21 protein-coding genes are annotated in these 25,638 nt (G+C 32.9%); 17 read left to right on the forward strand and 4 right to left on the reverse strand.

Annotated elements, in window-relative coordinates; all coding sequences use genetic code 11:
• The first annotated feature begins 7 nt into the window (after window positions 1-7).
• Entirely contained in the window at window positions 8-904 is an 897-nt protein-coding gene (locus ACNRYB_RS15615) for a LysR family transcriptional regulator (RefSeq protein ID WP_129747094.1), read from the forward strand.
• A gap of 75 nt (window positions 905-979) precedes the next feature.
• Entirely contained in the window at window positions 980-1,945 is a 966-nt protein-coding gene (locus ACNRYB_RS15620; RefSeq protein WP_473727838.1) for a YeiH family protein, read from the forward strand.
• Window positions 1,946-2,004: 59 nt separating this feature from the next.
• Here ACNRYB_RS15620 and ACNRYB_RS15625 read toward each other — a convergent pair whose 3' ends face one another.
• Complete coding sequence (locus tag ACNRYB_RS15625) at window positions 2,005-2,955, reverse strand: hypothetical protein (protein ID WP_473727839.1); 951 nt, start codon at window positions 2,953-2,955, stop codon at window positions 2,005-2,007.
• A gap of 176 nt (window positions 2,956-3,131) precedes the next feature.
• Between ACNRYB_RS15625 and ACNRYB_RS15630 the strand changes: the two genes are divergently transcribed.
• Window positions 3,132-4,130, forward strand: coding sequence for a zinc dependent phospholipase C family protein (locus tag ACNRYB_RS15630; protein ID WP_473727840.1), 999 nt, complete (start codon window positions 3,132-3,134; stop codon window positions 4,128-4,130).
• A gap of 134 nt (window positions 4,131-4,264) precedes the next feature.
• Here the strand turns inward: ACNRYB_RS15630 and ACNRYB_RS15635 are convergent, their stop codons facing one another.
• Window positions 4,265-6,400, reverse strand: coding sequence for an LTA synthase family protein (locus ACNRYB_RS15635; protein ID WP_473727841.1), 2,136 nt, complete (start codon window positions 6,398-6,400; stop codon window positions 4,265-4,267).
• A gap of 199 nt (window positions 6,401-6,599) precedes the next feature.
• On the opposite strand from ACNRYB_RS15635, the gene ACNRYB_RS15640 reads away from it, so the two are divergent.
• The 10 genes from ACNRYB_RS15640 (at window position 6,600) to hisIE (ending at window position 16,694) form a co-directional block, all read left to right on the forward strand.
• On the forward strand, window positions 6,600-7,262 hold the full coding sequence (locus tag ACNRYB_RS15640; protein ID WP_473727842.1) for a response regulator transcription factor: 663 nt from the start codon (window positions 6,600-6,602) through the stop codon (window positions 7,260-7,262).
• A gap of 3 nt (window positions 7,263-7,265) precedes the next feature.
• Window positions 7,266-8,666, forward strand: a complete 1,401-nt coding sequence (locus ACNRYB_RS15645; RefSeq protein ID WP_473727843.1) for a sensor histidine kinase — start codon at window positions 7,266-7,268, stop codon at window positions 8,664-8,666.
• A gap of 312 nt (window positions 8,667-8,978) precedes the next feature.
• Entirely contained in the window at window positions 8,979-9,836 is an 858-nt protein-coding gene (hisG, locus tag ACNRYB_RS15650; protein WP_129747101.1) for an ATP phosphoribosyltransferase, read from the forward strand.
• Window positions 9,837-9,941: 105 nt separating this feature from the next.
• Window positions 9,942-11,225: a histidinol dehydrogenase gene (hisD, locus tag ACNRYB_RS15655; RefSeq protein ID WP_473727844.1), complete on the forward strand. Its 1,284-nt coding sequence runs from the start codon at window positions 9,942-9,944 to the stop codon at window positions 11,223-11,225.
• A 90-nt stretch (window positions 11,226-11,315) separates the two neighbouring features.
• Window positions 11,316-12,365, forward strand: a complete 1,050-nt coding sequence (hisC, locus tag ACNRYB_RS15660; RefSeq protein ID WP_129747103.1) for a histidinol-phosphate transaminase — start codon at window positions 11,316-11,318, stop codon at window positions 12,363-12,365.
• A 160-nt stretch (window positions 12,366-12,525) separates the two neighbouring features.
• Window positions 12,526-13,662: a bifunctional histidinol-phosphatase/imidazoleglycerol-phosphate dehydratase HisB gene (gene hisB, locus ACNRYB_RS15665; protein WP_473727845.1), complete on the forward strand. Its 1,137-nt coding sequence runs from the start codon at window positions 12,526-12,528 to the stop codon at window positions 13,660-13,662.
• Window positions 13,663-13,764: 102 nt separating this feature from the next.
• Window positions 13,765-14,346 carry an imidazole glycerol phosphate synthase subunit HisH gene (gene hisH, locus ACNRYB_RS15670; RefSeq protein WP_473727846.1) on the forward strand — a complete coding sequence of 194 codons (582 nt, stop codon included), beginning with the start codon at window positions 13,765-13,767 and terminating at the stop codon, window positions 14,344-14,346.
• An 86-nt stretch (window positions 14,347-14,432) separates the two neighbouring features.
• Window positions 14,433-15,158 (forward strand): 1-(5-phosphoribosyl)-5-[(5-phosphoribosylamino)methylideneamino]imidazole-4-carboxamide isomerase, encoded by a 726-nt coding sequence (gene hisA / locus ACNRYB_RS15675; RefSeq protein WP_473727847.1) that lies wholly within the window; start codon window positions 14,433-14,435, stop codon window positions 15,156-15,158.
• 82 nt (window positions 15,159-15,240) lie between these two features.
• Window positions 15,241-15,996 carry an imidazole glycerol phosphate synthase subunit HisF gene (gene hisF / locus ACNRYB_RS15680; RefSeq protein WP_119790946.1) on the forward strand — a complete coding sequence of 252 codons (756 nt, stop codon included), beginning with the start codon at window positions 15,241-15,243 and terminating at the stop codon, window positions 15,994-15,996.
• A 95-nt stretch (window positions 15,997-16,091) separates the two neighbouring features.
• Window positions 16,092-16,694 carry a bifunctional phosphoribosyl-AMP cyclohydrolase/phosphoribosyl-ATP diphosphatase HisIE gene (gene hisIE, locus ACNRYB_RS15685; RefSeq protein WP_473730248.1) on the forward strand — a complete coding sequence of 201 codons (603 nt, stop codon included), beginning with the start codon at window positions 16,092-16,094 and terminating at the stop codon, window positions 16,692-16,694.
• A 75-nt stretch (window positions 16,695-16,769) separates the two neighbouring features.
• Here hisIE and ACNRYB_RS15690 read toward each other — a convergent pair whose 3' ends face one another.
• Window positions 16,770-17,471 carry a carbohydrate-binding family 9-like protein gene (locus tag ACNRYB_RS15690; RefSeq protein WP_473727848.1) on the reverse strand — a complete coding sequence of 234 codons (702 nt, stop codon included), beginning with the start codon at window positions 17,469-17,471 and terminating at the stop codon, window positions 16,770-16,772.
• A gap of 162 nt (window positions 17,472-17,633) precedes the next feature.
• On the opposite strand from ACNRYB_RS15690, the gene ACNRYB_RS15695 reads away from it, so the two are divergent.
• Complete coding sequence (locus ACNRYB_RS15695) at window positions 17,634-19,289, forward strand: M1 family metallopeptidase (protein ID WP_473727849.1); 1,656 nt, start codon at window positions 17,634-17,636, stop codon at window positions 19,287-19,289.
• Window positions 19,290-19,619: 330 nt separating this feature from the next.
• Here ACNRYB_RS15695 and ACNRYB_RS15700 read toward each other — a convergent pair whose 3' ends face one another.
• On the reverse strand, window positions 19,620-21,164 hold the full coding sequence (locus ACNRYB_RS15700; RefSeq protein ID WP_008464092.1) for a hypothetical protein: 1,545 nt from the start codon (window positions 21,162-21,164) through the stop codon (window positions 19,620-19,622).
• Between the two features lie 155 nt (window positions 21,165-21,319).
• Here ACNRYB_RS15700 and ACNRYB_RS15705 point away from each other — a divergent pair, with 155 nt between their 5' ends.
• The 3 genes from ACNRYB_RS15705 (at window position 21,320) to ilvD (ending at window position 25,621) form a co-directional block, all read left to right on the forward strand.
• Window positions 21,320-22,495, forward strand: a complete 1,176-nt coding sequence (locus tag ACNRYB_RS15705) for a 2-isopropylmalate synthase (protein ID WP_008464093.1) — start codon at window positions 21,320-21,322, stop codon at window positions 22,493-22,495.
• A 63-nt stretch (window positions 22,496-22,558) separates the two neighbouring features.
• Window positions 22,559-23,677 carry a 3-isopropylmalate dehydrogenase gene (gene leuB / locus ACNRYB_RS15710; protein ID WP_473727850.1) on the forward strand — a complete coding sequence of 373 codons (1,119 nt, stop codon included), beginning with the start codon at window positions 22,559-22,561 and terminating at the stop codon, window positions 23,675-23,677.
• 270 nt (window positions 23,678-23,947) lie between these two features.
• Complete coding sequence (ilvD, locus tag ACNRYB_RS15715) at window positions 23,948-25,621, forward strand: dihydroxy-acid dehydratase (RefSeq protein WP_473727851.1); 1,674 nt, start codon at window positions 23,948-23,950, stop codon at window positions 25,619-25,621.
• Window positions 25,622-25,638 lie beyond the last annotated feature (17 nt).

Here is a 25,638-nt window from a genome sequence, read left to right on the forward strand (position 1 = left end):
AGAAATCATGGACTTTCGGTTAAAAGTTTTCTACACTGTTGCACTCCGCCTTAATTTTACTAAAGCGGCAACAGAATTGTATATTACTCAGCCGGCAGTTTCTAAACATATTCAAGAATTAGAAGAAACATACAAAACCAAACTTTTTGAGCGAAACGGTTCTAAAATCGCTTTAACCCCAGCGGGAAAAATACTTCTAAAGTATACTAAAAGTATTTTTGATATTTATCGAGAAATAGATTTTGAAATGAGCTCATTTAATGCAGAACGCCAAGGCTTGCTGAGACTTGGAGCGAGTACTACCATTTCACAATATATTATTTCTCCAGTTTTAGCTAGTTTTCATCAAAAGCAAAAAGATATAAAAGTCAATCTGCTAAATGGAAATACAGAACAAATCGAAAATGCTTTAATCAATAAAGAAATCGAGATTGGAATTGTAGAAGGGCATTCTAAAAATCAATCCATAAAATATATTCCGTTTTTAAAAGACGAACTGGTTTTGGTCTGCAATAGCAATAATCCTTTTGTCAAACAAAATGAAATTTCGGTAAGCGATTTAAAATCAATGAAATTTATAACTCGAGAACGCGGATCAGGAACACTTGAAGTTATAGAATTTGCCTTAAAAAAAGCGGGTTTAAAATTTTCAGATTTACAAATCGAAATGCAGCTCGGAAGTACAGAAAGCATAAAATCATATTTGCTAAATTCGGATTGCTTTGCTTTTATGTCTATTCATGCAGTGAATAAAGAATTGAAAAACAAAGAATTGATTGTTTTAGATGTGGAGAAATTATCTGTAGAAAGATATTTTTACATTGCCACTTTACAAGGAAAATCAGATTCATTATCAGAACTGTTTATTCAAAATTTAGCAAATCATTATAACTTGAAGTTATAGCCGATTGTAATTTACGATTGGTGTTTTCAATATAAACGGCGGAACTTTGCGACATAATATCAATACCCATTTATTTTGAAAACAAAAGAACAAACCACAGCACAATTATTTGAAATTAATCAATCTTTACAGCAAGTGCTTTTTCTTGCCGTAATTCTACTATGTTTATTCTCGATTATTTCTCCGCCAATTGCACTTTTGTTAGGCGTTTTGATTGTGAATCTTTTCGGAAATCCATTTGCAGAATTCAATCATAAAGCCATTACATTTTTATTGCAGTTCTCTGTAGTTGGTTTAGGATTCGGAATGAACGCCAACAGCGCAGTTTCAGCTGGAAAAGAGGGATTTGTCTTAACTGTTTTTTCAATATTCAGTACATTGCTTTTCGGATTTTTGTTAGGGAAATGGCTTAAAACAGAGAAAAAAACATCGCACTTAATCTCTTGCGGAACAGCAATCTGCGGAGGAAGCGCTATCGCAGCGATTTCACCTGTAATCAAATCAAACGAAAATCAGACTTCAATTGCTTTAGGAGTTATTTTTATACTGAATTCAATTGCCTTATTTGTTTTTCCGTTTATCGGACATCAATTGGGTTTATCACAAAAAGATTTTGGTTTATGGTGTGCCATTGCCATTCATGACACGAGTTCTGTAGTAGGTGCGGCAAATAAATATGGTGCAGAAGCCTTGCAAGTTGCTACAACTGTAAAACTAGCCAGAGCATTATGGATTATTCCCATTTCAATCCTAACCGCTTTCCTTTTTAAGAGTAAGAATTCAAAAATAAAAATTCCTTATTTTATTGGATTGTTTGTTTTGGCGATGCTAGTAAATACCTACGTTCCTTCTACAGCCATTTTTACTGGACATATTGTAGGAATTGCTAAAATAGATTTGACCATAACTTTGTTTTTAATTGGAGCAACTTTAAATTTTGCCACTTTAAAAACAGTAGGAGTAAAGCCTTTACTTCAAGGGGTTTTTCTTTGGGTTTTTATAGCCGTTTTAGCTTTGTTTTCAATTCTTTATTTGGGTTAATATTTTTTAACCGCAAAGAGCGCAAAGAATTACGCAAAGTTCGCAAAGTTTTTTTGCTATTATTTTACATTGGAGAATTTTACAATTGGTTTGTCAATCATTTTGTAAAATTTTCCTTTGAAAGCATAACGTCTTTCAATCTCAAAATTAAATGATTTTTTCGTTTTCGCCATTATTGCAATTTCTTCAGGAACATTTGTTTCAAATTCGTCTTGTGCTTTTAAAGCTTTATTAAATGTTCCTGTTGTTTTTATGATAATATCTCTAAAATGTTTTTTGGTGTTATCATTTACAACCGTATAAGTTCCAGACCATTTTACGCTTTCAACATTGGTAAGCTGATAATTATCAACTTCCATTATAGGCTGATATTTTCCGTCAAAACCAGCAACCAGATACAGCCAGCCTTCAAAAGGTCCGCCCGCGCCACCATTAACATGCAATAAGGTAAAAGCAAATTGATCCTCTCCAATTTCAACCAATTTTGGAGTTGGGCATTGCGCAAAAGCACCAAATGCAGCAACTGCAGGCTGAAAAGATCTCATATACCAAGAATTGCCATTTTTTGCAAACTTAGCCAAACCTAACAATCCTCCAGAAAAACGTCCTGTCTGAAGTCCGTCTTCATCATGAACAGAATGATTAAAAGCTAATATTTTAAATTGATTTCCTTTTGAATCAGAATAGTCAATATTAGCTAAAAGTCTTGTTGCAACACCTTCAGAATATGGAAACAATTGATCGCCTTCAACACCGTTTACGTCCAAAAAAGGTGAAGGTTTGCAAGATTTGCATTTCCAGCTTATAAAAGTATTTTTATCTGAAAGATGATATAGATTACCAGGAAACAATTTTTGAATTGTTTTTATGCCGTCAAAAGGTTCAGAAACTTTAAGAGTCCGTTTGGTGTTTAATATAGTATCTGTAACGTTTTTAAGCTGTAAATCAGTTTCTTGAGCAAAGCAGAATGAAGAGGCTAGCAGGAAGAAGCTTAAGGTAATTTGGCGCATAAAAATATATTTAAATTATGAAAACAAATATATAAAGAAATTTATTGTTAATACGGGCTTCTTGTCGATTTTAAGCCGTAAAATATCAAAATGCTAAATTATGAGAATCTTAATAACAGTATTTTTTGCGTATTCTTTAATTAAAGCTAAATTTGCTCCCTCTAATAAAAAAACAAATGAAGAAAATCCAAATGAGACCAAAACTAATCGCTTTCGGAGCTTTAGTTATTGGGTTTATTATGCTGTCATGGGGAAATGTTGGCCATGAGCGTATTAACAAAGCAGCTGTAATGGCTTTACCAAAACAATTACAGATCTTTTTTTACAATCACATTGATTTTATTACACAAGAAGCTTCGGTTCCAGATATCCGTAAGTATGCTTTAAATTATAAAGAAGAAGGCCCAAGGCATTATTTTGATATGGAAAACTTTGGAGCCGCTGACACATATCCACAGACATTAGAAGAAGCAAAACAAAAATATGATGCCAAATTTTTAAGCGATAACGGAATTTTACCTTGGTATATCGAGGATATGATGACAAAATTGACTAAAGCTTTTAAAGAGAAAAATAGAGCTGAAATCTTATTTCTTGCTGCAGATTTAGGTCATTATATTGGCGATGCGCACATGCCTTTGCATACTTCTAAAAATCACGACGGACAATTGACTGATCAAAAAGGAATTCATTCGCTTTGGGAAAGCAGATTGCCGGAATTATTCGTTAAAAATTACAAATTAAATGTTCCAGAAGCTCAGTATTATACTGATGTTCATAAAGCGATTTGGGATATGATAAATGATACGCACAGCTTTGCGCAGCCTTTATTGGATATTGATAAAAAGCTAAGAACAGCAACTCCTGAAAACAAAGTTTTTGAAATGGATGCTGATGGTAAGATCGCTAAAACAAAATACAATACTTCTAAGTTTTCTGATGAATATGCTACAAAATTGCATGCAGAATTAAACGGAATGGTAGAAAGCCAAATGAGAAAAGCAATTGCTGCAACAGCAAGTTTTTGGTATACAGCTTGGGTAAATGCAGGAAAACCAGATTTAAGTGATTTAGATTCGCCAGCTGTTACTCAAAGAAACTACCAATTTTTACAGGATGATTTAAAATTGTACCAGAAAGGAAATTTATTCGGAATGAAAAATCAAAATGATTAATTTTTGTTTGAAGTTTTCAAGTTTCAAGTTGAACTGAAAATTATAAAAAGCCTCAGATTCTTTACGAATTTGAGGCTTTTATAATTTAACAAACCCTAACAGATTTTTTTAACCTTTTGGATTATTTTAAAATTTTAACGAACTTTTGCATATAATTTTTTATTCTTATCTGCCAAATCTTTAAACTGATATTCTTTCTCTTTCAAAACATACGATGCTGATTGATAGTAAGAAATGGTTTCGTCAAGCAATTCCTTGTTCTCAGTTTTCAGTGGAATTTCATCGTAATGAATTTGAAATTCAGGAGCAATGCCAGTTTTCTCATTAAGTTTCAGCTGAAACTGTTTTATCTGTTGTTTTGGAGATAAAATCGTCAAGACATTGTCTTTTATTAAACCTAAGTCCTGATAAGTTGCTATAAAGGCTCGTGGCTGATAATCTGGTTGAAATACATCTTGTCCAAAGAATTTGCTTTCATAATCAAAATTTAAAAGCCCAAATAATGTTGGCATAATATCAATCTGTGACATTAATTTGGTATATTTTTCAGGCTTCATTTCTGGCGTATAAATCAAAGCTGGAATTCTGTATTTGTCTAACGGAAGTTCTGTTTTTCCTGCACTCGAAGCACAATGATCGGCTACAATTACAAATACTGTATTCTTAAACCAAGGCTGTTTTTCAGCTTGTTTAAAGAATTGTTTAAGAGCATAATCGGTATATTTTACACCTCCATCACGAGATTTGATGTTTCCAGGAATATCTATTTTATTGTTAGGATAAGTAAAAGGTCTGTGATTACTTACAGTCATAATATGATTGAAGAAAGGCTTATTTTGTTTTGCTTCATCATTCATAACTTTAATTGCTTTATTGTACATGTCTTCGTCGCAAACTCCCCATACGTTTGAAAAAGTGATTTCGTTTTCTGCGAAACTTGATTTGTCTATAATTTGATAGCCATTTCCGGTAAAGAAATTCTGCATGTTGTCAAAAAATGCATCTCCACCGTACATGAATTTTACATTATAGCCTTTTTGAAGAAAAACAGATCCTGTTGAGAATTTGTTTTTGTTGTCTTCTCTTTTTACAACACTTTCTCCAGCGGTTGGAGGCAGGCATAAAGTTACGGCTTCAAGACCACGTACTGTTCGGTTTCCTGCAGCATATAAATTCGTAAAAAGCAAGCTTTTTTGTGCCAAACTGTCTAGGAAAGGTGTGATGTTCTGCTCATTTCCATACATTTTCATAAAGTCAGCACTTAAACTTTCGATTGTTATTAAAACAACATTTTTACGTTGTTCCAAAGAATCTTCTTTTATTTTTCGCAATGTATTTGTCCCTGCAATATTTGGAAGTTCTTGCTTTAATATAGCAAATGCTTTTTCGTTCGGAATTGTTTTGTAGAATTTAAAATAATCCAATTTGTTATTCTGAAACGCCAGATAGAATTTGTAAATACCGTTTGATTGCAGTTCATTAACAAATACATTTTTAGAATTTTCTGTTTTAGCCAATTGAGGAGTGGCTAGTAAAGAAATAACAAATAGAACAGCATATAAGGCTGTAATTTGTAATTTTTCATTAAAGCTAGGAATCTCATCTATGTAATTTTTAGATCTTTTAATGATGAAATAAGTAATAATTCCTGTAATGATAAACAAAGCAGAAAATATAGGAATTACAGGATACGACTGCATAATGTTTCCAATGACTTCATTGGTGTAAATCAGGTAATTAACTGCAATGAAATTGTATTTTGCTCCAAATTCGTTCCAAAAGAAAAATTCGCTGATTGCGTTTTGAAGAATCAGTAAAACATATAGAAAAATCACAAAAGCAAAAAGCCAAAATCTGATTTTATCTCTGTGTTTTGGAAGGAAAAGGAAAAGCGAAAACAAAAGTGTTTTTAAAGAAACAAAAATCAAAACGATTTTTGGCAAAGCGCCACCGTATTCATCAAAAATGCTTTTTCCAGAAGCTACGTAAATTAAAAGTGCTAGAAAACCTGCGAGTATAATATATCCGTAAGGTTTATTGTATTTTGAGTTTGAAATAAAAATGAGATAAAGCCATAAGAAAACCGACGCTAACACGAATACAAAAAAGTCTGACAGTAAACCTAGCGAGAATATTTTTAAGCTCTCTGCAAAGGTAAACGAACTCTGGGTAATGGGATGAAAAAGCAATACCAGTCTAAGTGTAAAACTTACTATAAAGTACAGTAAAGCAAGATTGTAGAAAGGCGAAAGTTTTTTGTAAAAATTCATCGGATTTATTTTTTTACAAAATTAATTTCTAATGATTAACACCAGATTAAGTTCAACTTTTACCTTACTTAACATTAACTTAAAGTTTGCTTAAGATACTGGTTTTCTTTATTTATTGATATGTCGGACTATTTCTGAGAGGTAAATTATCTATCTTTGAATTGAAAAAATGAAATTCAAATTTAATCAGATACGATAAATGCATATTTTAATAGTTGAAGACGAAGTAGGAATTGTTCAATTTCTAAAACAAGGTTTGCAAGAAGAAGGTTATCAAATTACAACGGCAGTCGACGGTTCCAAAGGTTTTGAACTGGTTCAGGAGCAAAAATTTGACTTAATTCTTTTAGACTGGATGTTGCCAAAGATTAACGGTTTGGATTTGTGCAAAGCTATTCGAATTAAAGACCAAAGCACGCCAATCATTTTTTTGACTGCAAAAGACACAGTTCAGGAAACTATTGAAGGTTTAAAAGCGGGCGCCAACGATTATATCAAAAAGCCTTTTAGTTTTGAAGAATTAGTAGAGCGAATTAAAGTCCACTTTAGAAATAAAAAGCAAACTGAAAACTTAACTCTCGGAAACATTACGATGGACCTATCCAGACATATTGTTTTGAAAGCAGAGGAAGAAATTTCGTTAACTCAACGCGAATTTGAATTATTGGCTTATCTAATTCAGCATAAAGGAAAAGTCTGCACTAGAAATCAAATTTTAAGGGACGTTTGGGAAATTAACTTTGAGTACGATACAGGTGTTATAGACGTGTTTATGAATGCCATTCGAAAAAAACTGAACCTTAAAATCGAAGAAGATTATATTAAAACCATCCGAGGCATTGGATATATTGCCAATGATTAACAAATGACATCGTTATCTTTTAAAGACAGAATAGCATTAAATTATATTGTAGGAACCGGACTGTTGGTTTTAGCGGTCTTTTCTGCTATCTATTTTATTGTAAAACTTACGGTTTATAACCATATTGACGAAAACTTGAATATTGAAATTCAAGATCATTTGAAAGAACTGAGAATTGAGAAAGGTAAAGTTATCTTTATGGATGCTGAAGAATGGGAAGAAAGAGAACATAATTCAGTAGATGTAAATCCTATTTTTGTTCAGTTTTTGAATGTGAACAAACAAATCATTGAAAAATCACCTAATCTAAAGAATGAAAAACTCGTTTTTCACGGAAAAAAAGATCATTTTCATCCTTTTGACACTAAATTATTAGGTAATAAAATTCGTCAGATTCAGGTTCCGCTTCATGTGCAATCCAAGAAAGTTGGTTATCTGATTATCGCCATGTCACTTTCAGATTCTTCAAAAGTTTTGGATAATCTAATGGATACTTTATTGATAACATTTCCCATCATTTTGCTGATTTTGTTTTTCTTAGCTAGATTTTATGCAGGAAGAAGCATCAAGCCAATAAATAATATCATTCAAACCTCAAAAGTTATTACTAAAGATAATCTTAAAGCGCGAATTCCGTTGCCAAAAACAAGAGACGAATTGTTTACGCTTTCTAAGACCATTAATAATTTATTGAACCGAATTGAAGATGCAATTGAACGTGAAAAACAGTTTACATCTGATGCTTCACATGAGTTAAGAACGCCCCTTACAGTTATTAAAGGAACACTTGAAGTACTCATTCGTAAACCTCGTGACAATAAAGAATACGAAGAAAAAATTAATTATTGCATCAGTGAAGTTGATCACTTGAATTCGCTTGTTGATCAGTTGCTTATGATGGCTCGTTTTGAGAATCAAAAACAGAATATTCTTAAAGAAAATATCTACTTAAATGCTGTAATTTTAGATGTGCTGAAATTAAATACAGAGAAAATTAAATTGGGAGGAATAAATGTAATTTTAGATGCACCAGAAGAATTTTATATTTATTCGGATACTTATTTAACAGTAACAATTCTTCGAAATATCATTTCAAATGCAGTGAAATATTCAAAATCTAATAGTGAAATCCGCATTTCTTTATCTAGAGAAAATCATAAAATTATCTGCAATATTTTAGATCAGGGAATCGGAATTGCAAAGAAAGATCTTGAGTCAATTTTAAATCCGTTTTTTCGATCAGACTCGCTCAATCATTCAGAAATTAAAGGGACTGGGCTTGGTTTGTTTATTGTAAAAAGAATGACCGATCTGCTTCATATTAAGTTTAAAATTGAAAGCGAAATTGGAAAAGGAACACAAGTTTTATTGGTTTTTGAAGAATATTATAATTCGTTAAAGTAATTTTAAAATTATTAAGCAAAATGTGCTTCAAAACGATTTTTAACAATAAACTATCGTTAAGTTAAAATAAAAATTGCTTTTTAATTATTTTATCTAGTATATTTGCAACCGAATCAAAGAAGTAAAAAACAAAACAAATCATGATTTCAATTCAATTACATCATCATCATTTACATTATTGCTCTCAAGCGATGTGTTAATGGTATGCGTGTAAATCATCATATTTTAAAACCCGTTTGAGTACATCAAACGGGTTTTTTAATTCAAGCTCTCTTTGTACTCAAACTATTAATTCAACAAACAACTAAAAAAATGAGTACTTTAAAAATTGCAATTCAAAAATCTGGGCGTTTAAACGAAGACAGCATTCAAATTCTAAAAGACTGCGGTATTTCAATCAACAACGGAATAGACCAGTTAAAAGCCGAAGCTTCAAATTTTCCTCTTGAAGTTTTATATCTAAGAAATTCAGATATTCCTCAATATTTAATCGATGGAGTGGTAGATTTAGCTATAGTTGGCGATAATCTTTTGGTAGAAAAAGGAAAAGGAATCGAAGTGGTTCAGAAATTAGGATTCTCAAAATGTAAAGTTTCTGTAGCAGTTCCTAAAACCTTCGAATACAATTCGGTACAAGATTTAGCTAATCTTCGTATTGCTACCTCTTATCCAAATACAGTTACCGAATATTTTAATAAATTTGGTATAAATGTAGATATTCACCAAATATCTGGTTCTGTGGAAATTGCGCCAAATATTGGTCTTGCAGATGCGATTGTAGATATTGTTTCAAGCGGAAGCACTTTATTCAAAAACAACTTAAAAGAAGTTGAAGTTATTTTGAAAAGTGAAGCAGTTTTAGCAGTTTCTCCAAAAGTTTCTCCAGAAATACAGAAACACATTGACACTTTAAAATTCAGAATTCAAGCGGTTTTAAGAGCTAGAAATTCAAAATATATTCTAATGAACGTTCCAAATGACAAAATTGAAGCAGTTGGAAAAATTCTTCCAGTTTTAAGAAGTTTAACTGTTCTTCCGTTGGCGCAAGAAGGCTGGAGCAGCGTTCACTCTGTAATTGACAAAGATACTTTTTGGGATGTAATAGATCAGTTAAAAGAAGTAGGAGCAGAAGGAATTCTAGTTTGCCCAATTGAGAAAATGGTACTATAAAAAAGAATTTTCAATTTTTAAATCCTAAATTCCAAGCTTAGCGTTGATCTTTAAAGTATTGGAATTTGGAATTTTAGAAGTTTGGAATTTAATATTGAAAATATTATGAATAAAATAGATAATCCAAAACCAGAAATCTGGTCAGAAATATTAAAAAGACCGACTAAAACTGTAGATGATATAGAACTTACGGTAAAAGAAATCTTCAAAGAAGTTCAAAGAAAAGGAGATGAAGCTGTTGCAAAATACACTTCGATTTTTGACGGAATTTCTCAAGACAATTATGAAGTTTCGCAAGCAGAAATTGATGAAGCAATTAGTTTGATTCCGAACGAGCTGAAAGAAGCTATTGAATTAGCGAAAGACAATATTTATAAATTTCACAATGCTCAAAAAACAGATCGTGTTTCTGTTGAAACTATAGAAGGTGTAAACTGTTGGCAGGAAAAAAGACCAATTCAAAAAATCGGTTTGTATATTCCTGGAGGAACAGCGCCTTTGTTTTCGACTGTTTTAATGTTGGCTGTGCCTGCTGAAATTGCGGGTTGCAAAGAAATTGTGTTGTGTTCTCCGCCGGATAAAAAGGGGAAAATTAATCCGGCAATTTTATACGCTGCAAACTTATGTGGTGTAACTAAAATTCTAAAAGTTGGTGGAATCCAAGCTATTGCAGGAATGACTTTTGGAACACAATCAATTCCTAAAGTATATAAAATCTTCGGACCAGGAAATCAATTTGTGACTGTGGCTAAACAGTTGGCAACTCAATTTGGTGTTGCAATTGATATGCCTGCAGGGCCTTCAGAACTGTTAATTGTTGCTGATGATACAGCGGTTCCGGCTTTTGTAGCGTCAGATTTATTATCTCAAGCAGAACACGGAACTGACAGTCAGGTAATTTTAGTTTCGACTTCAAAAAAGCTAATTTCAGAAGTAGAAAAAGAAGTTCAGTCACAATTGGAAGTGCTTCCAAGAAAAGTGATTGCAGAAAAAGCTATTGAAAATTCAAAATTGATTTATGTCGAAAATGATCAGATTGCTTTAGATTTAATCAATGAATATGGCCCAGAACACTTTATAATCTGCTCAGAATACGATGATTTCTATTGCAACGGAATTGTAAATGCAGGTTCTGTCTTCATCGGAAATTATACGCCTGAAAGTGCTGGGGATTACGCTTCAGGAACCAATCACACATTGCCAACAAATGGTTATGCGAAGAATTACAGCGGTGTAAATCTAGACAGTTTTATGAAATCAATGACATTTCAGAAAATTTCAGAAAAAGGAATTCAAAACATTGGGAAAGCGATAGAATTGATGGCTGAAGCCGAAGGGTTACAAGCGCATAAAAATGCTGTGACGCTGAGATTAAAGAGTTTAGAATAAGAAAAAGAAAAGAAGCAAGAAGAAAGATATTGAGTGGGTAAGATAAGAAGTCTTTTCTCTTGTTTCTAATAGTCCAAAAAACAACAACAAATGAACATATTCGATATAAATACAATTACACGTGAAAACGTAAAATCTTTAAAACCCTATTCTTCTGCGAGAGATGAGTTTGAAGATTTTGATACAGCCGAAATGATTTTTTTGGATGCCAATGAAAATCCGTATCAAAATGGAGTGAATCGTTATCCAGATCCACAGCAGAATTCGGTTAAAGCGATTTTGGCCAAGAATAATTTAGTAAAGCAAAGTCAGATTTTGTTAGGAAACGGAAGTGATGAAGTTTTAGATTTGCTTTTTAGAGCTTTCTGCGAACCTAACAAAGACAATATTATTTCGCTTCCTCCGACATATGGAATGTATGGAGTTTTGGCAAATATCAATGCAGTAGAAAATAGAGAAGTTTTGCTTTCAACTGATTTTCAGCCACAAGTAGAAAAGATTCTAGAAGCCGTTGACGAAAACACGAAAATCATCTTTTTATGTTCTCCGAACAATCCAACGGGAAATTCTTTCTCAGATGAAAGTGTTGTGAAATTACTTCAAAACTTCAAAGGTTTGGTTGTAATTGATGAAGCTTATATTGATTTTTCAGATAAAGAAAGCTGGCTGACAGAAATCGACGAATATCCGAATTTAGTGATTACTCAAACTCTTTCCAAAGCGTATGGTTTGGCTGGAATACGTTTAGGAATTTGCTACGCTTCTGAAGAAGTGATTTCAATTCTAAACAAAATCAAACCGCCTTATAATGTAAACGAACTTACGCAGCAAAGAGCTAAAGAGCGTTTAAAAGATTCTGATAAAATTAAACAAGAAATTGTTTCTATTATTGAGCAAAGAGAAGAATTGCTTAAAGTATTGCTTGAAGTAAATTTTGTTGAGAAAGTATATCCAACAGAAGCCAATTTTATCTTGGCAAAAGTAGATGACGCTAACAAAAGATACGACCAGTTAATTGAAAAAGGAATCGTTATCCGCAATAGAACAACACAACCTTTATGTGAAAATTGTCTTCGTTTTACCATTGGAACAAAGGAAGAAAATGCTGTTGTAATTAGAGAATTGAAATTATTGAATTAGAAATTATTAGCCACAGATTAGAAAGATTAAAATGTTTTTTTTCTGTGCGTGATTTAGCCACGAATTACACAAATTACCACGAATTAAATTAGAGAAATTCGTGAATTCGTGGCAAAAAAATCATATTAATCTGTGAAATCAGTGGCAAAACAAAATACATATGAAAAAAGTACTTTTTATCGATCGTGATGGTACGATTGTTTTAGAACCTGAAAATTATCAATTAGATAGCTTAGATAAACTAGAGTTTTACCCAAAAGCATTTCAATATTTGGCTAAAATTGCTGCTGAATTAGATTACGAACTTGCAATGGTAACGAATCAGGACGGCTTAGGAACTGATAGTTTTCCAGAAGATACATTTTGGCCAACGCAGAATTTTATTCTAAAAGCATTTGAAAACGAAGGAGTTGTTTTTGATGAAATTTTTGTAGACAGAACTTTTCCAGAAGAAAATGCACCAACTCGCAAACCAAGAACTGGAATGCTAACTAAATACTTGAATAATCCAGAATATGATTTAGAAAACTCTTTTGTTTTAGGTGATCGTTTGACAGATGTAGAACTGGCTAAAAACCTTGGTGCAAAAGCTATTTTCATGAATGATACAGATGGAATTGGAAGCAACGAAATTTCATCAAAACGTGAAGAATTAAACGAGACAATCGTTTTACAGACAATGGATTGGAAGAAAATCTATGAGTTTTTAAAACTTGAAGCACGTTCGGCATCAATAACTCGTAAAACGAATGAAACCGATATTTATATCAACTTAAATCTTGACGGAACAGGAAAAAGCAAAATCGACACCGGAATTGCTTTTTTTGATCACATGTTAGATCAAATCTCACGTCACGGGCAAATGGACTTGGAAATCACGGTAAAAGGCGATTTAGAAGTCGATGAGCACCATACAATCGAAGATACAGCAATTGCTTTGGGTGAAGTTTTCGCGAAAGCGTTAGGAAATAAATTAGGAATTGAACGTTACGGATTCTGTCTTCCAATGGACGATTGCTTAGCCCAAGCAGCAATTGACTTCGGCGGAAGAAACTGGCTGATTTGGGAAACGGAATTCAAGCGTGAAATGGTGGGGAAAATGCCAACAGAAATGTTTTATCATTTCTTTAAATCATTCACAGACGGAGCAAAAGCCAATTTAAATATCAAAGCAGAAGGAATCAACGAACACCACAAAATCGAAGCAATTTTTAAAGCTTTCGCAAAAGCGATAAAAGTAGCCGTAAAAAGAGATACCGAAAAAATGATTTTGCCTTCAACGAAAGGAATGCTTTAAATTAGTCGAAAGCGAAAAGTCATAAAGTCCAAAGATTCCTAGATTATGGAAGATCAGAATGACTTTAAGACTTTCGACTTTGGACTTTAAGACTAAAATTAAATGAAAATAGTAATTATAAATTACGGAGCAGGAAATATTCAGAGCATTATGTTTGCTATTGAAAGATTGGGTTTTAAGGCTGTTTTGAGTAATAATTCAGAGGAAATTAAATCGGCTGATAAAGTGATTTTTCCTGGCGTGGGCGAGGCGAGTTCAGCTATGGCTAAACTTCGTGAAAGCGGTTTGGATAGCCTGATTCCAGAATTGAAACAGCCTGTTTTAGGAATCTGTCTCGGAATGCAATTGATGTGCAATAAAACTGAAGAAGGAAACACAAAAGGCTTGGGGATTTTTGATGTTGATGTTTTGAAATTTTCAAACAACGTAAAAGTGCCTCAAATGGGATGGAATCAGATTTATGATTTAAAGACTGATTTGTTTAAAGACATTTCTGAAAATGAATTCATGTATTTGGTTCATAGTTTTTATGCACCAAATTGTCCAGAATCGATTGCAACAACAAATTACGATGTTGAATACGCGTCAGCTTTACAAAAAGATAATTTTTACGGAACACAGTTTCACCCAGAAAAAAGCGGTGATGTTGGCGAAAAGATTCTAGGTAATTTTTTAAAAATGTAAAAACTTCAATATCAATCAAAATATCAAAAATCAATTTCAATTTTTAGAATCTAAAATCTAAAATCAGAAATCTAAAATAAATAAGAATGAGAATAATACCAGCCATAGATATCATTGAAGGAAAATGCGTTCGTTTGTCCAAAGGTGATTATGATACGAAAATAATTTACAACGAGAATCCACTTGAAGTGGCAAAATCATTTGAAGCACATGGAATCGAATATCTGCATTTAGTAGATCTTGACGGTGCAAAATCAAGCAGAATTGTCAATTATAAAATCTTAGAACAAATCGCTACACAAACCAGCTTAAAAATTGATTTTGGTGGCGGATTGAAATCGGATGATGATTTGAGAATTGCTTTTGAAAGCGGTGCTAATCAAATTACTGGCGGAAGTATTGCAGTAAAAAATAGAGTGATTTTCGAAAAATGGATTTCACAATACGGTTCTGATAAAATTATTCTTGGAGCTGATGCAAAAGACGAAAAAATTGCCGTTTCGGGCTGGTTAGAAGAATCAAATGAAGATTTAGTTCCGTTTATACAAGATTATCAATCAAAAGGAATTGATTATGTTATTTGCACGGATATTGCAAAAGACGGAATGCTTCAAGGCCCTAGTTTTGATTTGTATGCCAAAATTTTAGCGGAAGCAAAAGGAATCAAATTAATCGCTTCAGGAGGAATTTCAACTTTCGATGAATTACCAAAATTAGCTGAATTAGGTTGTGAAGGAACAATCATCGGAAAAGCGATTTACGAGGGAAGAATTACTTTGAAACAACTTGAGGATTTTATAATTAGAAAATGAGAAAATTTGATAATTAGATAATTTACACAGTATGTGAAGTAATTATCTAATTGACTAATTCTCTAATTAACACATTAGATAAATGTTAGCAAAAAGAATAATACCTTGTTTAGATATAAAAAACGGAAGAACCGTAAAAGGCGTTAATTTCGTTGACTTGCGCGATGCAGGAGATCCTGTGGAATTGGCTGCGATTTATTCAGCTGAAGGCGCAGACGAATTGGTTTTTCTGGATATTTCGGCAACAGAAGAAAGACGTAAAACACTGGTAAATATGGTGCGAAGCGTGGCAGAAAAAATCAATATTCCGTTTACAGTTGGCGGTGGAATTTCATCTGTTGAAGATGTTGACATTCTGCTGAATAACGGAGCTGATAAAGTTTCAATCAATTCATCTGCAGTTAAAAATCCGCAATTGATTAATGATCTGGCTCAGAAATTTGGAAGTCAATGTGTTGTTGTAGCAATTGATGCCAAACAAATTGACGGGCAATGGATTGTGCATTTAGTTGGCGGAAAAGTGCCAACAGAATTAAATCTTTTCGATTGGGCTGTTGAAGTTGCAGAACGCGGGGCAGGCGAAATTTTATTCACTTCGATGGACAATGACGGAACTAAAAATGGATTTGCAAACGAGGCTTTGGCTAAACTTTCAGAATTAGTAAATATTCCAATCATCGCTTCTGGAGGAGCTGGAAATATTCAGCATTTTGTAGATTCGTTTCAAAAAGGAAAAGCAGATGCAGCTTTAGCAGCGAGTGTTTTTCACTTTAAAGAAATTGAAATTAAAGCCCTAAAACAAGAATTAAGAAATAATAATATAGAAGTGAGAATTTGAGAAAAAAATTCAATTTTTAAATTCCAAATTCCAATAATCAGAGTTTAGAAATTAATCTAAAATCTTCCCGATAGCTATCGGGACTAAAATCTAAAATTAAAATGGAAATCGATATCAAAAGCGCACACGGATTAATTCCGGCGATAATTCAGGATTCAGAAACAAAAAATGTTTTGATGTTGGGTTATATGAACGAAGAATCGCTTCAAAAAACAATAGAAACACAAAAAGTAACTTTCTTTAGTCGTTCAAAGCAAAGACTTTGGACAAAGGGCGAGGAGAGTGGTAACTTTTTGAATCTGGTAAGCATTAAAAACGACTGCGATGGCGATACGCTTTTAATTCAGGCAAAACCTATTGGGCCAACGTGTCACACGGGTGCAGATACCTGTTGGCAGGAACCAAATGATGCGAATTATGGTTTTATTTCACAATTAGAAAATACAATTAAAACCCGTAGAGAAAATGCTGATTCTGAACAGAGTTATGTGGCTTCTTTGTTTGCAAAAGGAATCAATAAAATTGCTCAAAAAGTCGGAGAAGAAGCGGTAGAAGTAGTGATTGAAGCAAAAGATGATAATGACGATTTATTCCTTAGCGAAAGCGCCGATTTACTATTTCATTATTTGATTTTATTACAAGCGAAAGGTTATAAACTGAATGACGTTGTTGAAGTTTTGAAAAAACGTCAGAAGTAAAATATTTTGTTTCAAGTTTCAAGTTTCAAGTTTCATGTTCTGTGAGCAACTTGAAACTTGAAACTTGAAACAAAGTTATTGCTCCACAAACTCAAAAACCGCAAATTTTTGCGGCTGATGAAATCCAAAAACTGAAGTTTTATAAGGCTGTAAAGCAAGATATTCATTGGTTTTACCGTAATCAATTCTAAAAGCATTTCCTCGCCATTTTGTCCCAGTTTTCGGTTTTTTAAAACCGCCATTTTCAATTTTTTTGAGGCTAGAAAAAGGGATTTTGATTTCTACTACGTAACCTTCAGGAGTTATTTTACTCACAGATTCTAAGTCTTTAATATCGAAATCCATTGCCGTATTCCATCCTCCACATTCTGGCGAAATGCATTTTAAAACCAAATCGTAATTTGTAGAAAATGCATTCACTCCAATTTCAATATAATTCTGGCCATCTCCATCTGGATCTAGAAAAATTTCAGCTAAATCATCGGTGTTGAATATTTGAGAATCTTTTGTTTGCGACGTTCCAATAATTTTAGAATCAGTGCATTTATAAGCTATATATAGGTTTCTGCTATTCCACGAAAGTGAAACAAAAGTTTGTTGGGAAGCTTTCTCGCCTGTGTTATGAATTGCAAACGGGCCAAGAAAAGGCGTTTTCCACTCTGATAAATCGCCATCAATATTAATTTTGCCATTTGTTTTATGAACAGGAAATGTCTGAGAATAAACGGATAATTGGCAGAATAAAAGCGAAACAATAGTAATGTATTGCAATTTCATAAAACACTAAATATAATTGAATAGCTAAAGTAAAGAAAATGCGTTTATCTATTGTTTTTGATTGTTAAAATGATAAAAATTTAAAAAGTTTGATATGAATGTTTACATTTGTTGAAGATTAAAACAGGTTTGACAACCTTATTTATTTCAAATTTATAAATAATGAAAAAACACTTTTGTGGGGCATTTATCGCCTTTTTAGTTGGTTTTGCGGCCAATGCTCAGGGACTTTTAAATAAGTCAGAAACCGTTTTTACACATCAGGATACTTTACGCGGAAGCATCACAAAGGAAAGAGCTTGGTGGGATTTAAAATATTATCATCTTAATGTAAAGGTAAATCCAAAAGAAAAATCAATTTCAGGTTCGAATACTGTTCGTTATACTGTTTTGACAAAAAGTAACCGCATGCAGATCGATTTGCAGCAGCCAATGAATATTACCAAGGTAACGCAGAACGGAAAAGAATTAAAATTTGAAAGAGATGGAAATGCGTTTTTTATTACTTTAACTGAAAAACAAAAAGTTGGTGATACTAAGGAGATTATAGTTTATTATGAAGGAAAACCGAAAGAAGCTGTAAGAGCACCATGGGATGGAGGTTTTTCTTGGAAAAAAGATAAAAACGGAAAAGATTTTGTTGCTACATCTTGTCAGGGTTTAGGCGCTAGTGTTTGGTGGCCTTGTAAGGATCATATGTATGATGAAGTAGAAAATATGCTTATCAGCGTGAATGTGCCAGGAGATTTAACGGAGGTTTCTAACGGAAGACTGAAAAGCGTTAAAAAAGAAAAAGACGGAACTAAAACTTTCAATTGGTATGTTTCTAATCCAATTAACAATTACGGTGTAAACATCAATATTGGTGACTATGTAAATTTCTCTGAAGTATTTAAAGGTGAAAAAGGAAATTTAGATTGTAATTATTATGTTCTTAAAGATAATTTAGCTTTAGCTAAAGAACATTTCAAAGATGCTCCAAAAATGTTGAAAGCTTTTGAAAGCTGGTTTGGACCATATCCTTTTTACGAAGACAGCTATAAATTGGTAGAAGTGCCTTATTTAGGAATGGAGCACCAAAGTTCTGTAACTTATGGAAACCAATATAAACAAGGTTATTTAGGACGTGACTTAAGTGGAACAGGTTGGGGACTAAAATTTGATTTTATCATCATTCATGAATCTGGACACGAATGGTACGCTAACAATATTACCTACAAAGATATTGCAGATATGTGGGTTCATGAGAGTTTTACCAATTATTCTGAGAGCCTTTTTGTAGAGTATTATTATGGTAAAGAAGCTGGTGCTGAATATGTTATTGGATGCAGACAGAATATTGAAAATGACAAGCCAATCATCGGGCATTATGATGTAAATAATGAAGGATCTGGAGATATGTATCCAAAAGGAGCCAATATGCTTCATACAATTCGTCAAATAATTAATGATGATGCTAAATGGAAATCGATTTTAAGAGGCATGAATAAGACTTTTTATCATCAAACCGTTACAGGAAAACAGATTCAAGATTCTATTAACGAACAATCTGGAATTAATTTCAATAGAGTTTTTGCACAATATTTAACCACAACCCAAATTCCGGTTTTTGAATATATGTTTAAAAACGGAACTTTTGGTTACCATTGGACTAATTGTGTTTCTAAATTTGATATGCCAGTAAAAGTTAAAATTAATGGAGTAGAAACTTGGTTAAAACCAACCACAGAATGGCAGTCAATAAAAACAGATAATGAAGACAGAAAACTGGAAGTAGATAAAAACTTCTATGTTACTACTTCTAATATAGTCGAATAAATTCTTTTAATTTTCAATAGAAAAATCCCAAATTCCAATTTTACGATTGGGATTTGGGATTTTTTATTAAGATTTGAATTGTCTGCGTTTAGTAAACCTGACATGTTTTAAAAACCTGTCAGGTTTGTTTTTATGCGTATAGTATGTCATTTCGACGAAGGAGAAATCTCCGCAAGTAACTCCGTTCCTAAAAATGCCAAACTTTGGCGAGCTACTTACGGAGATTTCTCCTTCGTCGAAATGACAAAAAGCTCTGAAAAATTATTTTTCAGAGCTTTTTTTATTAGAATTTGATTCCGAAATCTCAGAGTAAATATCGAAATTTAAATCTTATCGATTATTCAATTTCGCTTTCTCCTTAATAATATCAGCAATTTTCCTATTTTCGATTTTGCTTTCGAGCCAAGAAATGATATCTAAATATAAGAAAGCCCTTTTTTCATAAGTATTCTTTTCAAGCTCAACAAAACGAGTATGCATTTTCTTGAATTCCTTTTTGATATCGGCAGGGTAAAAGTTGTTTAGGTTTCTTAAAAACTTGATAATTTCTTTTTGAACTTCATGCAAATCGTTCATTTTCAATAAGAACTTGTAAGTGCTTTTTAAATGATTTTCTAAATAATAATCTTTACCAAGTTCATAATGAGCAATCAATGAAAGTAATCGCGCAAAACACATTAAATCCTCGCGCATTGTCAAGTTTTTATTGTTGATGATTTTATCTAAGTAATTAATGCATTCATTATACTTTTCGTTACCAAAATAAATGGAAGCAATTTTATAGAAAAACAACATTTCGTGATGCTCATCTAGATGTTCGCTGTGCAATTTTAGTTTGTTTAAAATCTCAGGAATTAGATATTCGCTTTCTGCAAATGTTCCTTCTAATATATGCAGATTCAATTTATTGTTATAAACATATAAGAAAGACAATGAGGCAAGATTATCATTTACAGGAAATTTAGGATCAGCGATTGTTTCTTCCAGAAGATTTAGATATTTCTTGAAATTCGATTTATATTTTAACATATAAAGCGATTCTAAGAAATAATGATTTCCTTTTAAGAAGAAAACAGGATTCAGATAAATCATATTTGGATTATCATAAAAAAGCTGAACCCATTTATAGGCAAATTTATAACTCGCCAAGAAATCTTGTACTAGAAAGCTTCGCCAAAGATTGGCATTGTAAAACCAATACTTTTCGCGGAAACCAAATTTACTCTCGTCAAGTTTAGAAATGTGCTTATTAAAGTAATCATCAATATATCGATATTCTTCGTCATTTTTTACGTAACCTGTTTTAAGCATGATTCCGTATAATTGAAGAGATAAATTGGATAATTTGCTTGAAATTGTATTTCTATAATTTAATTCTTTAGCCTGAACTACCAATTCGTCAGCACGACCTTGAATACTTCGGGTGATGTATTGCGATTCAATTAGTTTTTCAAACTCTACAATTTCATAGGCCATGTATTTTTCATCATTTTCTAGAGCTTGTTGTTTTGTTTTGTCTAATATTTTTAAACTCTGTTTGTATAATCCTTTATTATAAAGAATAACAGCAAAATCCATTTGCTCTCGAAGCTGATAACGAATATTCTGACTAGGAATATTTAGTCTTATACTCACTAGGATTTGTTTGTATAAGTATGATTTTAAGTTAGATAACTGTACTTTTTGGATAACTCCGCTTTTCAGAATAAGTTTTTCATCGTAAACTTCAGATTTATCTAGAATATTGAATAATTCGATAAATTTTGTATTTGAACTCGTTTCTAATCGGCTTGCAAAAATTTTAAATTGCCTTTTTTCTGATTTCGAAAGTGACTTGATTAGAACAAATAAGAAATCTTTTTGATGGTTAGCCATTGTAAAAAATAATAATGTAACTTATTGATTTTAAGTTTGTTAATATAGGATAAAACGTTTTATGAACAGTATAATTTCATTAAAATGAATTTCATACAGTAATAGTACAATATATATTTGTTATCAAGATGTGAAATTACATTAAATTAATGAATATGAATAGAGAGAAAGTTCAAATTTTTGACACCACTTTGCGAGATGGTGAACAAGTTCCAGGATGTAAGTTAGATACTAAACAGAAATTAGTTATCGCAGAACGACTAGACAAAATGGGAGTTGACATTATCGAAGCAGGTTTTCCTGTGTCAAGTCCGGGCGATTTTTTATCGGTCTCTGAGATTTGTAAAATTGTAGAAAATGCAACCGTCTGCGGACTAACAAGAGCCGTAAAAAACGACATTGATGTTGCTGCAGCTGCTTTAAAGCATGCTAAGAAACCTAGAATCCATACTGGAATCGGAACTTCGGAATCTCATATACTCCACAAATTAAATACTACGCCTGAAGATATTATTGCAAGAGCAAAATTTGCTGTATCACACGCTAAATCTTATGTAGAAGATGTTGAGTTCTACGCTGAAGATGCTGGTAGAACAGACAATGCTTTCCTTGCTAAAGTTTGTGAAGAAGTTATCAAATCTGGAGCTACTGTATTGAATATTCCTGATACGACTGGATATTGTCTTCCAGAAGAATACGGAGCAAAAATTAAATACTTAAAAGAAAACGTAAAAGGAATTGAAAACGTAATCCTTTCATGCCACTGTCATAATGATTTAGGAATGGCAACTGCAAACTCAATTGCAGGAGCTATAAATGGAGCAAGACAGATTGAATGTACTATTAATGGTATTGGTGAAAGAGCTGGAAACACAGCACTTGAAGAAGTGGTAATGATTTTCAAACAGCACCCTTACTTAAATTTAGATACAAACATTAATACAAGAGAATTAAACGAAATGAGCCGTTTAGTTTCTGAAAGTATGGGAATGATTGTACAGCCAAATAAAGCAATTGTTGGAGCAAATGCTTTTGCGCACAGTTCTGGTATCCACCAAGATGGTGTAATCAAAAACAGAGCAACTTACGAAATCATGGATCCGCTAGATGTGGGAGTGAATGAATCTTCAATTATTTTGACAGCAAGAAGCGGAAGAGCAGCCTTGGCTTACCGTGCTAAAAAAGTAGGTTACGAATTGACAAAAACACAATTGGATATCGTTTACATCGAATTCTTGAAATTCGCAGATATTAAAAAAGAAGTTGTAGACGCAGATATCCACCAAATTATAGAAGCTTCTAAAATAGAAGGAGATTTAATCAGAAACTAAAATAGTATAAAAATAAGAGTTTAAGGAACAATAAGGATTTAAAGACATAAAGAGCGAGAGATTATGAATTTAAAAATTGCAGTTTTACCAGGAGATGGAATTGGACCTGAAGTAATATTACAGGCTAAAAAAGCTTTGTACGCCATTGGCGAAGTGTATAATCATGAATTTGTTTTTGAAGAAGCACTGATGGGAGCGGTTGCTATCGATAAAACAGGAAGTCCTTTGCCAGAGCAGACTTTGAATCTGTGTTTGAATACAGATGCAGTTTTGCTTGGTGCTATTGGAGATCCTAAATACGATAACAATCCAAATGCAAAGGTTCGTCCAGAACAAGGATTATTAAAATTGCGAAAAGAATTAGGATTGTTTGCTAATATTCGTCCTATTAAACCTTACAAAGCCTTAATTGAATCTTCTCCTTTAAAAAGAGAAATTATTGAAGGAGCTGATTTTACCATCTTTAGAGAATTAACTGGTGGAGCTTATTTCGGAACTAAAACACTTAATGAAGCAGGAACACATGCTTCAGATTTATGTGAATATTCAGAAGAAGAAATTACAAGAATTGCACATTTAGCTTTTAAATCGGCGCAAAAAAGACGTAAAAAGCTAACAATGGTAGACAAAGCAAATGTTTTAGAAACTTCAAGATTGTGGAGAAAAGTAGTTCAGAAAGTGAGCGAAGAGTATTCAGATGTTAAACTTGATTTCTTATTTGTGGATAATGCAGCAATGCAGTTAATCTTAAATCCAAAGCAGTTTGATGTGATTTTGACTGAAAACTTGTTTGGAGATATCTTATCTGATGAAGCTAGCGTAATTACAGGTTCAATTGGCTTATTGCCATCGGTATCTTTAGGAGAAAAAAATGCTTTATTTGAGCCAATTCACGGATCATATCCGCAGGCAAAAGGAAAAAACATTGCCAATCCGATTGCTTCTATTTTGGCAGCGGCGCTTTTGTTGGAGCATTTTGGATTAACTAAAGAAGCGCATGTAATCTATAAAGCAGTAGAAAAAGCAATTGAATACAAAGTAGTTACAGTTGATTTGAAACCAGACTCAAAATTCGGAACTAACGAAGTAGGAGAATTCGTTTCTAATTTTATTTTCAGCAAAGATGATTTGCTTTATTTCAATAATGACAATGTAAGTATTGGACAATCTACAATTGTTTAATATTTTTTGTTAAAATGTGAAGATAATCACAAGAAGTATTGTAAATGTTGAGATTTTATTTTTTTACTTCCAGAAGTTTATTTACTTTTGTGACACTAAAAAGATAAATGATGCAAATCTCAATTATTATTACTTCTGTCGTTGTTGTCAATGTGATTCACACATCTGCATCGGGAATGTTATAAATATAATTGAAAGACTATATTACAAACCTTCCAAATACTGGAAGGTTTTTTTTTGAACAAAAAATTAAAAAAAAATAAAACTATAATGGAATTAAATAAGTACAGCAAGACCATCACACAAGATCAAACACAGCCAGCGGCACAAGCGATGTTGTACGGAATTGGTTTAACTGAAGAAGATTTAAAAAAAGCACAAGTTGGAATTGTGAGCATGGGTTACGATGGTAACACTTGTAACATGCACCTTAATGATTTAGCACAAGATGTTAAAAAAGGTGTCTGGGATGCAGATCTTGTCGGACTTATTTTTAATACCATTGGTGTCAGTGACGGTATTTCTAACGGAACTGAGGGTATGCGTTACTCACTAGTTTCTCGTGATGTAATCGCAGATTCTATCGAAACAGTTGTAGGAGCGCAATGGTATGATAGTTTAATTGCAATTCCTGGATGCGATAAAAATATGCCAGGTGCTTTAATTGCAATGGGAAGGTTAAACCGCCCATCTCTTATGGTTTACGGAGGTTCTATCCATTCTGGGAAATGGAAAGGAGAATCTTTAAATATCGTTTCTGCTTTTGAAGCTTTAGGGAAAAAAGTAAAAGGCGAAATTACTCCAGAAGATTTTAAAGGTGTTATCCAAAATGCTTGTCCAGGAGCAGGTGCTTGCGGAGGAATGTATACTGCAAATACAATGTCTTCTGCTATTGAAGCATTAGGAATGAGTTTACCTTACAGTTCTTCTAACCCTGCTTTAAGCCAAGAAAAAAGAGACGAATGTCTTGAAGCTGGAAAAGCAATCAAAATATTATTAGAAAAAGATATTAAGCCAAGAGACATTATGACTCGCAAGGCTTTTGAAAACGCTATTACAATTGTAGCTGTTTTAGGTGGTTCTACAAATGCTGTTATGCACTTAATTGCAATGGCTCACTCAGTTGGAATCACGATTACTTTGGATGATTTTCAAGCAATTAATGATAGAACACCAGTATTGGCAGATATGAAGCCAAGTGGTAAGTATATGATGGAAGATATCCATGAAGTGGGAGGTATTCCTGCAGTTATGAAATACTTATTGAAAGTTGGACTTATTCACGGAGACTGTTTAACTGTAACAGGAAAAACAGTTGCAGAAAACTTAGCTTCAACTCCAGATTTACAAGACGGACAAGAAGTAATTCATGAAATTCAAAAAGCATTAAAACCAACAGGAAATATTCAGGTATTATACGGAAATCTTGCTACTGAAGGTGCTGTAGCAAAAATTAGTGGTAAAGAAGGAGAATATTTCGAAGGGCCAGCTGTTGTATTTGAAGGTGAATTTGAAGTAATTCCAGGTCTTCAAGCCGGAAAAATTAAACCAGGTAATGTAGTCGTCATCAGGGGTTGTGGACCAAAAGGTGGTCCGGGAATGCCTGAAATGCTGAAGCCTACATCTGCTATTATTGGTGCTGGATTAGGAAGCAGCTGTGCGCTAATTACAGACGGTAGATTCTCGGGCGGTTCGCACGGTTTCGTGGTAGGACACGTTACACCAGAAGCATATGACGGTGGTGGTATTGCACTAGTAAAAGATGGAGATATGATCGCTATTGACGCTGTGAAAAATACAATCGACCTGAAGATATCTGACGAAGAATTTGCAGCAAGAAAAGCGGCTTGGGTTCAGCCAGCTTTAAAAGTTGACAGAGGGGTTTTACTTAAATACGCTAAGTCGGTTTCTAGTGCATCAACAGGATGTGTAACCGATAAATAATTATAAAAAATCAAAAA

It is taken from the genome of Flavobacterium sp. CR10 (genome assembly GCF_055814415.1).

Coding starts and splice junctions, on each gene's coding strand:
- ACNRYB_RS15615 (WP_129747094.1), top strand. CDS start 8: ATGGACTTTCGGTTAAAAGTTTTCTACACTGTTGCACTCCGCCTTAAT.
- ACNRYB_RS15625 (WP_473727839.1), bottom strand. CDS start 2,955: ATGCGCCAAATTACCTTAAGCTTCTTCCTGCTAGCCTCTTCATTCTGC.
- ACNRYB_RS15630 (WP_473727840.1), top strand. CDS start 3,132: ATGAAGAAAATCCAAATGAGACCAAAACTAATCGCTTTCGGAGCTTTA.
- ACNRYB_RS15635 (WP_473727841.1), bottom strand. CDS start 6,400: ATGAATTTTTACAAAAAACTTTCGCCTTTCTACAATCTTGCTTTACTG.
- ACNRYB_RS15640 (WP_473727842.1), top strand. CDS start 6,600: ATGCATATTTTAATAGTTGAAGACGAAGTAGGAATTGTTCAATTTCTA.
- ACNRYB_RS15645 (WP_473727843.1), top strand. CDS start 7,266: ATGACATCGTTATCTTTTAAAGACAGAATAGCATTAAATTATATTGTA.
- hisG (WP_129747101.1), top strand. CDS start 8,979: ATGAGTACTTTAAAAATTGCAATTCAAAAATCTGGGCGTTTAAACGAA.
- hisD (WP_473727844.1), top strand. CDS start 9,942: ATGAATAAAATAGATAATCCAAAACCAGAAATCTGGTCAGAAATATTA.
- hisC (WP_129747103.1), top strand. CDS start 11,316: ATGAACATATTCGATATAAATACAATTACACGTGAAAACGTAAAATCT.
- hisB (WP_473727845.1), top strand. CDS start 12,526: ATGAAAAAAGTACTTTTTATCGATCGTGATGGTACGATTGTTTTAGAA.
- hisH (WP_473727846.1), top strand. CDS start 13,765: ATGAAAATAGTAATTATAAATTACGGAGCAGGAAATATTCAGAGCATT.
- hisA (WP_473727847.1), top strand. CDS start 14,433: ATGAGAATAATACCAGCCATAGATATCATTGAAGGAAAATGCGTTCGT.
- hisF (WP_119790946.1), top strand. CDS start 15,241: ATGTTAGCAAAAAGAATAATACCTTGTTTAGATATAAAAAACGGAAGA.
- ACNRYB_RS15690 (WP_473727848.1), bottom strand. CDS start 17,471: ATGAAATTGCAATACATTACTATTGTTTCGCTTTTATTCTGCCAATTA.
- ACNRYB_RS15695 (WP_473727849.1), top strand. CDS start 17,634: ATGAAAAAACACTTTTGTGGGGCATTTATCGCCTTTTTAGTTGGTTTT.
- ACNRYB_RS15700 (WP_008464092.1), bottom strand. CDS start 21,164: ATGGCTAACCATCAAAAAGATTTCTTATTTGTTCTAATCAAGTCACTT.
- ACNRYB_RS15705 (WP_008464093.1), top strand. CDS start 21,320: ATGAATAGAGAGAAAGTTCAAATTTTTGACACCACTTTGCGAGATGGT.
- leuB (WP_473727850.1), top strand. CDS start 22,559: ATGAATTTAAAAATTGCAGTTTTACCAGGAGATGGAATTGGACCTGAA.
- ilvD (WP_473727851.1), top strand. CDS start 23,948: ATGGAATTAAATAAGTACAGCAAGACCATCACACAAGATCAAACACAG.